The sequence below is a fragment of the Francisella noatunensis subsp. noatunensis genome (genome assembly GCF_009823375.1).
Classification (GTDB): Bacteria; Pseudomonadota; Gammaproteobacteria; order Francisellales; family Francisellaceae; genus Francisella; species Francisella noatunensis.
In genome coordinates this window covers 1-6,425 of record NZ_WBSX01000107.1, presented here as the reverse complement: position 1 = coordinate 6,425, position 6,425 = coordinate 1, and the positions used below count along the sequence as shown (strand labels likewise).

The window sequence follows — 6,425 nt, the reverse complement described above, 5'->3', positions numbered from 1 at the left end:
GCCAAGGACTGTATGGATCAGCAAAGAATACTTTGATGCCAGTCTTGCTAGTTAGCTTCTTATGTTTAGCAAACTCTTTACCATTATCAAATGTAGCTGTTAATATTTTATGACCATTAGATACTTTTCTAATGAGATAACAACAATGAAATCACAAGCAACATTAAAGTTAATAGTGCGTGAAAAAATAATTATAGAGTCTTTTTTATTAACTATATTATTAGGACTAGTCGGTCTCATAAGCTATCTTCTTCTACCTAACGTTTTTGTTAATAGTCTAGTAGGTATTACAGCCTTATGTGCAGCATCAATCCATGGAGTATATAGAAAAAGTTATCTATATATTGTTATCGCTATTATCTCTATAAGTGCAGCTATGATTATTGGAACCGTTGTATCACAACTACCTATAGTTGTACCTTTTTGTACACTCATAATGGGCGGCTTGACTTTTTATCTACCAACAAAGTTTAGAATAATGCCAGAGATACTTACGAAGTTTTGTTTTATTGGATATGTTTCAAGTGCTTTCGGATATAGCCATGTAAGTATAGGTATAACTCTAACTTATGTAATAGTAGTAATTGTATTACTTGTATTCTATTATGCTTTGATAAATATTCTACTATATAGAGATCAGCCATACTCTAACCGCGAGAGGATTCAAGATAAGTATCATCATGTGATGATTATTGCTCTTGTGTCACTTGCTATAGGATACTTGGTAACGAAATTTATGACCATATACCTACCAAATACTAATCCATGGTGGATTATGATGACTATAGTTTTGGTTCTTGGCTACTCTTATGAAAAAGTAAAGATAACTGCACTTAAAAGAGGTTTTGCCAATATACTAGGTCCTCTCATAATCGCGATAATAATGATTCCATTAAAAAATCATTACTATTTACAAATAGCTCTACTTCTGGTTCTTTTTTTCTTAGTTAACTGTTCTATATCATATTATCTACTATTGGCTCTTTTTATTTCATGTATGATTATTAGTTGGGATATAATCACCTTATCGTCAGCGACCCCATACACAATAGCACTAGACAGAGCCTTTGAAACATTTGTAGCTGTATTTATAGTTTTAATAATTAATGAGATATATAAAAGACTACTTTCTAAATATATAAAGAAAATAATAGGCTAGGCTTCTCTAATACCAAAAAGGCTACTTCCTATCCTAACATCTGTACTGCCATACTGTATAGCTAATTTATAATCCGCGCTCATTCCCATTGACAATCTCGATAATTTTAACTCATTAGCTAAACTAGCATTAATAGTGTCAAAAAATAACTTCATTTTTGCAAAGCTCTTTTCTGGAGAGTTTGATTTTGCAGGTATACACATTAGTCCAATCACCTTTAGATTACTGAATTTTTTCGCTTCAACTATAACTTCAACAACATCCTCTAATTGAGTTGATTTAAAACCAGATTTATTAATATCATCATCTATATTTATTTGTAAAAAAATATCTATATGCTTATTTTCATTAATAGCTGCTTTATTTATTTTCTCAAGATGCTCTATTTTCTCTACACTTTGAATTGAGTCAACATATTTGACAACATGCTTTATTTTTCGCGATTGCAGTGAACCAATAAAGTGCCATTTTAGATCTGGTAATTGCTGAGCCTTCTGCTCTAACTCTTGAAAATAATTTTCGCCAAAATCTAACTGTCCAAGACTTGCTAAATATTCTATTTTCTCGATAGACTGATACTTACTTACAGCTAATAGTCTAGCCTTTGAGTCTATATTTTTGATGATACTCGTATATGAGCTTTGAATAAATTCTTTATCAATCATTACTTTTTTCTCATTACAATAAGGTTTCTCTCAGCATTCAAGAAAGGAACTTTTATGCTATGCTTTTCAATATCCAACGGCAAAGATACTAAGTTCTGCTCTTCTAAATCCGGACCTTTCATAGCTAACATCTGATTATCTTTAGTTAAGAAATGCTTACATAATTCATAAAATGTATCAACTGAGCTAAATGCACGCGATATAATATTATCAAAACTACCGTCTAAGTTTTCAATGCGTATATTTAATGGATTAATGTTATCCAAGCCCAAGTTTTTTTTGACATTTTTGAGAAACATGATTTTTTTGCCAACACTATCAACCAGAGTAAACTGATGTTGCGGATATAATATCGCCAAAACCACTCCTGGTAATCCTCCTCCAGTACCGACATCGACCGTTGAGCTACCTTTGATATACTTGGCTACAGCGAGACTATCAAATAAGTGCTTGACTAACATATCATCAATCTTCTTAATAGCAGTCATATTATAAACTTTATTCCACTTCTCAAGAAGTTTTAAATACTCTAGCCATTGCTCAATCTGCTCTTCTGTTGCTAGAATATCAAGCTCAACCAAAGCTTGCCTAATTTTATCCTTCATACTATCCATTTTGTAGAAATAACAATCATATCGGCTATAATAAATATATTATAAGCTTTAAATGGTAGAGTTGGGATTTAAAATTCCAGTTTTTTATACAATCTAATATGTTTTTATCAAGAAAATTTGGCGCAGCAATGATTATATCTGGCACATGTATTGGTGCCGGGATGTTAGCAATTCCTGCAACTGTAGCGAGCTGTGGCTTTTTTATAGGTTCTATTTTAATTATTTGTATCTGGGCTTTGATGACTTTTACGGCTCTGATATTGGCAGAAGTTAACCTAAAAATGGAAGATGGCGCTAATTTTGTAGAAATGACAAAACAGACCTTAGGTCCTGCTGGTGTTGGTGTAGTTTGGATTTGTTATATCTTATTACTGTATTCACTAGTAGCTGCATATACTGTCGGGGGTGGATATTTGATTTCGACAACCCTAGGAAGTCTTGGTTTTAATATCTCAGAAAAACTCACTGGGATTATTTTTATATTGATACTAGGTGTGTTTATATACATTAGTACAAGACTAGTTGATCATGTAAACAAAATTATGTTTACAGGTAAGCTTTTAGCATTTTTACTACTAGTTGCGGTTCTAATCCCACATATTTCTGTTGATCATCTAAGTTATCAGATCAAAAATCCTAATTTTATTTGGGCAGCATTTCCCATACTTCTAACCTCATTTGGATTTCATCATATAATCCCTACGTTAAGAACCTATGTAGGATCAAATAGAAGATCTCTACGCCAAGCTATTATAATTGGTAGCACAATACCATTGATCGTTTATCTATTATGGATTTTTGCCACTCTTGGCTCACTTCCCGTTGCAACACCTACTGGTATCTTAGGTAAGCAATCTGGTGAAATTACATCCGTTATTATTGATCACTTCAGTACTAGTTCTGGATATATATCGACAATATCCTTCCTATTTGGTTTTTTTGCCTTAGCAACATCTTTTCTTGGAGTTGCGTTAGGACTTTTTGATTTTAATAGAAATACTTACAAAATAGCTGAAAACTTACACAAACATAAAATCCTTGCCTTTGTGATAACATTCTTACCAGCTTATATTTATGCAATCACTTATCCAGATGGCTTTAAAACAGCTCTTGGCTATGCAAGTATTTTTGTTGCTGTACTTCAGGTTGCTTTACCTGTTATGATGCTATGGGTTATAAACTATCGTAAGCAAAAAGCCCTAGCTAGTTCTTCTATAATAGCTATATTAATAGTGCTTATTGCAATTGTGATTATCGCTCTACAGATTCTGAGCTCTCTTGATTTACTACCAACATTAAACTAGAGACTATGATTTTTAACCTTCATATTATAGGTTAGCAAAATCACGATACCCACAAAAATTGGTAATATAACTGATGGGAAAAGCATCAAAGTAAAATATTCTCCCGCAATCTCAACCCAAATCACACCTACAGTATTACCGACCACAAACATTGTCATACATACAGCAAAAAACGGTATTTTCCATAAATTATCTGTTTTGCCTCGTAAGGCTCTACCAATTTCAATACCTAGGTCAGTAGTTGTACCTGTCATGTGAGTTGTTCGAGCAAAACCTCCAAAAAACAGCGTAGTGAAACTATTCTGCATACCCATTGCCATAGCCAAAAATAAATCATCAATAACACGATGATTACTAAAGATATCTATCAATAAAGTACCTGTAAGCATTACTGCACTTTGTAGTACTAGTGTCTTAGTATGATCTTCTGAGATAACATAAGCATCTGTTTTCATAATGACACCATTTATAGCAGCACCTACAACAAAACCAAAAACAAGCACGGCTACCTTGTACATAAATACCCAGTCAGCACCAGCTATACTATGCCCTAAAATCCTCAAGTTACCAGACATAACCGCCACACTGGCACCAAAAGAGTTGTAAAGAACTATACTATCAATCCAGCCAGAATTAAAAATCAATATAACTGTAATAAAATAAGTGAAAGCCATTTTCTTCGTAAACACTTTCTTATCTCCTTTTCTAGTGTTTAGGAACTATTATATAGCTTTGATAGTAAAAATCATTTTTTAATTTTCTTTTCTTCGGCACTCTTTGCGGTAGTTTGAAAGCCTTGAGGCTTTGTACTAAGAGTTTTAGCTAAAGAAACTTTTTTTGCAAATAGTTGCGCTAATTTCATATTTACCCTCCTTTTTTATTAAAACTACTATTTTATCCAGATTCAAAAATAGAGAATCAGGCAATATACAAATAAGACTACTATTTGTCAAGTTATTATCAGCTTAACTTGGTTAATAAGTTTGACTTTGTAAGAACAAAAAAATAAAGTATTATCCAGATAAATACGAATCTAAATTTGTAACGGTCAGAATTTATGCAAACATTACAAGCTATAAAAAATCGTAAATGCGTTAGAGAATTTATTGATATTCCTATAGATAAAAAGATATTAGAAAAGCTTTTTGATGCCGTAAGATGGACACCATCAAGTAAAAATACTCAACCGTGGAAAATTGCTATAGTAAGCGGTGAAAAGAAGAAAGACTTGATGAGTAAGATACTCTCTGCATGTGATAATCGCGAACCTCCAAGGATGGAGTATGGGTATGATGGTAATAGTTCATTAGAAGGAGAACTCAAAGAACGTGCTGTTAAATGTGGCCATGATTTATACAATGCTCTAGGTATCGCTAGAGAGGATAAAGAAAGACGTATCGAACAATGGAAAAAAAACTATTTATCATTTGATTCACCTTCAGCTATATTTATATTTAAACATCCTGATACAGGGATTAGTGGCTATATGGACTGCGGAATGCTTATCCAATCAATATTATTAGCTGCTGTTGACCTAGGACTTGCCACATGTCCACAAGCATCTTTAGGACACTATCCAGATATAGTCAAAAAAGAACTACAAGGATTTGATGATTATACTTTACTATGTGGTATAGCAATTGGTTATGAAGATACTAGCGCAGCTGTAAATAACTATCGTACGGAAAGAGAATCTCTCGAAAGTTTTGTCACCTTCTTTTAATACTTCTGTAATACTACTCATAGTGATATTATAACTACAAACTTATTATTAATTTTTTATACATAAGATGAGTGGTATTAACAAAGATATAATAGAAGCGACGCGTTACTTTCTTAAATTAGTGGAATTAGGGTCTTATAGTTCAGTTAAAAAATATTATTCTGTAGAATTAAACACTATAAAGAATAAAATAGATGCTCTAGAAAAATACCTTGATCTAAAATTAATTCGAAATGTACAAAATCGTATATCTCCAACTAGTGATAGGATGAAATATTTTCATTCTTGTAACAAACTGGTTACAGATCTAGAGAATACTATTCATAATGTTAAACAAAGTGGCTTTAGACAACGTCAATCTATCAAGGTTCTTGGTACTCCACTATTTATCAAGATAAGCTAGATTGTATTCTCAATGTTTATAGAGATACCAAAATGTACTTCATTAGGTGTCAAGTAATTTAAACATTTCTTAGGTCTATTATTCAAGTCTATCTGTAACTTTCTAATGTATTGATGAGATATATTGTTAAAGTTAGTACCTTTAGGTATAAATTGTCTGATATACCTATTCATGTTTTCATTAGTACCTCTTTGCCAAGGACTGTATGGATCAGCAAAGAATACTTTGATGCCAGTCTTGCTAGTTAGCTTCTTATGTTTAGCAAACTCTTTACCATTATCAAATGTAGCTGTTAATATTTTATGACCATTAGATACTTTGTACAATATTCTATTGATTGAATTAGCTGTTCTATCTATAGACTTGGCTAAAATAGTAAATCTGCTAGCTCTATCGACCATTGTTACAATAGCACTTTTATGGTCTTTACCAACAATAGTGTCACCTTCAAAGTGATAAAGATTTTTTCTATTAGCACTGCTAGGTCTTTCAGAAATACTCGCTCTATCCTTTATCTTAACTTGTTTAGAGTCACCTTCTTTTTTGTATTTATATTG

The 6,425-nt window shown here is 32.2% G+C and carries 7 protein-coding genes and 2 pseudogenes; 4 read left to right on the top strand and 5 right to left on the bottom strand.

The genetic code is table 11. The features are described from left to right. Window positions 1-121, bottom strand: a pseudogene (locus tag F8C69_RS11470) (IS30 family transposase); the annotation flags it as partial. Window positions 122-145: 24 nt separating this feature from the next. On the opposite strand from F8C69_RS11470, the gene F8C69_RS08335 reads away from it, so the two are divergent. Further along, entirely contained in the window at window positions 146-1,159 is a 1,014-nt protein-coding gene (locus tag F8C69_RS08335; protein ID WP_159184860.1) for an FUSC family protein, read from the top strand. Here the strand turns inward: F8C69_RS08335 and F8C69_RS08330 are convergent. Both F8C69_RS08330 and rsmG read right to left on the bottom strand, forming a co-directional pair. Next, window positions 1,156-1,824 carry a YggS family pyridoxal phosphate-dependent enzyme gene (locus F8C69_RS08330; protein ID WP_159184859.1) on the bottom strand — a complete coding sequence of 223 codons (669 nt, stop codon included), beginning with the start codon at window positions 1,822-1,824 and terminating at the stop codon, window positions 1,156-1,158. The genes F8C69_RS08335 and F8C69_RS08330 overlap by 4 nt on opposite strands. After that, window positions 1,824-2,438: a 16S rRNA (guanine(527)-N(7))-methyltransferase RsmG gene (rsmG, locus tag F8C69_RS08325; RefSeq protein WP_159184858.1), complete on the bottom strand. Its 615-nt coding sequence runs from the start codon at window positions 2,436-2,438 to the stop codon at window positions 1,824-1,826. Before rsmG ends, F8C69_RS08330 begins: the two co-directional genes overlap by 1 nt. A 98-nt stretch (window positions 2,439-2,536) precedes the next feature. Between rsmG and F8C69_RS08320 the strand changes: the two genes are divergently transcribed. Continuing rightward, window positions 2,537-3,742 (top strand): amino acid permease, encoded by a 1,206-nt coding sequence (locus tag F8C69_RS08320; RefSeq protein WP_159184857.1) that lies wholly within the window; start codon window positions 2,537-2,539, stop codon window positions 3,740-3,742. Here F8C69_RS08320 and F8C69_RS08315 read toward each other — a convergent pair. Next, window positions 3,739-4,431 carry a YoaK family protein gene (locus F8C69_RS08315; RefSeq protein ID WP_159184856.1) on the bottom strand — a complete coding sequence of 231 codons (693 nt, stop codon included), beginning with the start codon at window positions 4,429-4,431 and terminating at the stop codon, window positions 3,739-3,741. The genes F8C69_RS08320 and F8C69_RS08315 overlap by 4 nt on opposite strands. Before the next feature lie 368 nt (window positions 4,432-4,799). On the opposite strand from F8C69_RS08315, the gene F8C69_RS08310 reads away from it, so the two are divergent. Both F8C69_RS08310 and F8C69_RS11215 read left to right on the top strand, forming a co-directional pair. Next, window positions 4,800-5,465 carry a nitroreductase gene (locus F8C69_RS08310; RefSeq protein WP_159184855.1) on the top strand — a complete coding sequence of 222 codons (666 nt, stop codon included), beginning with the start codon at window positions 4,800-4,802 and terminating at the stop codon, window positions 5,463-5,465. 67 nt (window positions 5,466-5,532) lie between these two features. Then, window positions 5,533-5,862: pseudogene (locus F8C69_RS11215) on the top strand (LysR family transcriptional regulator); the annotation flags it as partial. A gap of 2 nt (window positions 5,863-5,864) precedes the next feature. Here F8C69_RS11215 and F8C69_RS08300 read toward each other — a convergent pair. Further along, a partial coding sequence (locus tag F8C69_RS08300; RefSeq protein ID WP_159183759.1) for an IS30 family transposase occupies window positions 5,865-6,425 on the bottom strand: 561 nt, incomplete at its 5' end.

What these genes read in the sequence shown, in the direction of transcription:
- F8C69_RS08335 (WP_159184860.1), top strand. Translation starts at nt 146, where the DNA reads ATGAAATCACAAGCAACATTAAAGTTAATAGTGCGTGAAAAAATAATT.
- F8C69_RS08330 (WP_159184859.1), bottom strand. Translation starts at nt 1,824, where the DNA reads ATGATTGATAAAGAATTTATTCAAAGCTCATATACGAGTATCATCAAA.
- rsmG (WP_159184858.1), bottom strand. Translation starts at nt 2,438, where the DNA reads ATGGATAGTATGAAGGATAAAATTAGGCAAGCTTTGGTTGAGCTTGAT.
- F8C69_RS08320 (WP_159184857.1), top strand. Translation starts at nt 2,537, where the DNA reads ATGTTTTTATCAAGAAAATTTGGCGCAGCAATGATTATATCTGGCACA.
- F8C69_RS08310 (WP_159184855.1), top strand. Translation starts at nt 4,800, where the DNA reads ATGCAAACATTACAAGCTATAAAAAATCGTAAATGCGTTAGAGAATTT.